The 1,813-nt window shown below is 54.5% G+C and carries 4 protein-coding genes; 1 reads left to right on the forward strand and 3 read right to left on the reverse strand.

What is annotated here, in order from left to right:
• The coding region (locus IQ241_RS25185; RefSeq protein ID WP_228022099.1) for an Rpn family recombination-promoting nuclease/putative transposase at positions 1–796 on the reverse strand (796 nt) is incomplete at its 3' end.
• A gap of 96 nt (positions 797–892) precedes the next feature.
• On the opposite strand from IQ241_RS25185, the gene IQ241_RS25190 reads away from it, so the two are divergent.
• Positions 893–1,273 carry a four helix bundle protein gene (locus IQ241_RS25190; RefSeq protein WP_193912559.1) on the forward strand — a complete coding sequence of 127 codons (381 nt, stop codon included), beginning with the start codon at positions 893–895 and terminating at the stop codon, positions 1,271–1,273.
• 9 nt (positions 1,274–1,282) lie between these two features.
• On the opposite strand, the gene IQ241_RS25195 is transcribed toward IQ241_RS25190, so the two are convergent.
• Both IQ241_RS25195 and IQ241_RS26910 read right to left on the reverse strand, forming a co-directional pair.
• Positions 1,283–1,543 (reverse strand): LysR substrate-binding domain-containing protein, encoded by a 261-nt coding sequence (locus tag IQ241_RS25195; RefSeq protein WP_228022101.1) that lies wholly within the window; start codon positions 1,541–1,543, stop codon positions 1,283–1,285.
• Complete coding sequence (locus tag IQ241_RS26910; RefSeq protein ID WP_390622498.1) at positions 1,531–1,635, reverse strand: hypothetical protein; 105 nt, start codon at positions 1,633–1,635, stop codon at positions 1,531–1,533. Before IQ241_RS26910 ends, IQ241_RS25195 begins: the two co-directional genes overlap by 13 nt.
• Positions 1,636–1,813: the final 178 nt, after the last annotated feature.

Here is a 1,813-nt window from a genome sequence, read left to right on the forward strand (position 1 = left end):
CTTCCTGACGACCTTCCTGACGACCTTCCTGACGACCTTCCTGACGACCTTCCTGACGACCTTCCTGACGACCTTCCTGACGACCTTCCTGACGACCTTCCTGACGACCTTCCTGACGACCTTCCTGCAAGCCTTCCCGCAAGGCTTCTTCCCTCAGCTCCCGATACAGCCGGGTTTCCTGAAACGTAATATCTAGCATTGCCTCTATCTCCCTTGGACTCAGCTGCTCAAACCGATACGACATAATCGTCGCTACCATCTCTATAATGGCACGACTCGCTGGCGCTGGTACTTCCTGCCGCGAACGGCTCAGTAGATACCGGGCGGCCTCAGGCGCTTGGGTCTCCTCAACCGTCGTCAGCACCATCAGCCCTAGCCAGACCGGCAGCTGCCGAATATCGCCGAGCTCATTGAGATAGACCCGATGCATCTGCTCGCTGTTGAGAAACGTTCGATGTGGGTACAGGTTGCTCTGTTCAAGGCGGCGTGACGGATAGATGATGACGATCTGCCAGTCTCTAAACCGACCGCGGCTGCGGTAGAAGTACAGCATCGATTCCGCAAAGACGCGTTCGTAGAGCCGCTCGTCTTTTTGGAACTGCACCTCACAGAAGTAGACGGTGCCCGTACTTTCCTCCGGCGGCAGAAACACGCCGTCGATTTCAAAGGTCGGCTCTTTGACGGCGACGGACTCGAATCTGTAGGCTGTGGCATTGGCCGGCGCATCGGGTAAAAGCTCGAACAGGAGAGTTGGTGACTGCTGGAACAGCTTATAGAAGATGGAGTCTCGTCGCATAGAGTGACAGTTTGAAGGAAGCCTTTAAAAAACGGAAATTATACTGTGCAATGCGTGGTTTTGCTGAGATAATGGCTCAGCGGTTACAATTCTCCCATGGGTAAAGATGCGTTAATAACGGTTCGGACTAAGCAATTTTCGCTGCGGGTGATTAAGGCCTGCCATTTTTTAGAGCGGTCGGATGGGGTCTTGGCTCCCCTATCTGAGCTGCTTTTGACTGCGGGTACGTCGATTGGCTTGAGTATTCGCAAGGCGCATTATGCCCGGTCTCAAACAGAATTTTTGCACCGGCTGGAGGTTGCGCTCAAGGCCGCGCGGGAAACTCAGTACTGGCTGGAGCTGATCATTGAGTCAGATTTGGTCGATGCTTTGCGGTTTTATCCCTTGCTAGATGAGGCTGCTATGCTACATAAGATCTTTGTTGCCTCCATTCACAAGCTTCAGAATAGAGGCAATTCCGCTTCCGAAAAAAGCTAGCCTCAAAAACTAGAGCTGCCAGGGTTCTGTTTTTAAAATATCTAGAAAGGCAAAAACGGCTCTCGGCAGCAGCGTGTCCTGGAGAATTGCAACGGCAATGGCTCGGCATAGGGGAACGGGCAGCGATCTCACCTGAATTTCAGTGGGGATTGGCGCTGCCACCAGTCGAGGCGTAATCGCTGAGCCCAGACCTTTCTTCACCATGCTAATCAGGGTGGAGTCTTCGCGGACGTCATACTCAACGCTGAGCCGGTAGCCTAATGCTGCCAGGTGAGCTTGAACCCGCTGGTTATCCTGGGGCGATCGCGAGCGACGAGGACAATGCCGAGATGGTTTTCTAGCGCCGCGATTGCGTGGCTCACCGTAGATTGGGCTAGCCCCAAATGTAGCGCCGCGACGCTAAAGTTCCGATGTTGACATGCTCCCCGCCCTGAAGGCGCGGGGATTCTCCGGCTAGGAAATCAGACACAGCTGTTCTCCGTACGGGTGGCTAGACAGCTCAACGCCCACTGCCCCTAACGGGGTCTGACACGGGCTCCC

Source organism: Vasconcelosia minhoensis LEGE 07310, from assembly GCF_015207255.1.
Taxonomy (GTDB): Bacteria; Cyanobacteriota; Cyanobacteriia; order Phormidesmidales; family Phormidesmidaceae; genus Vasconcelosia; species Vasconcelosia minhoensis.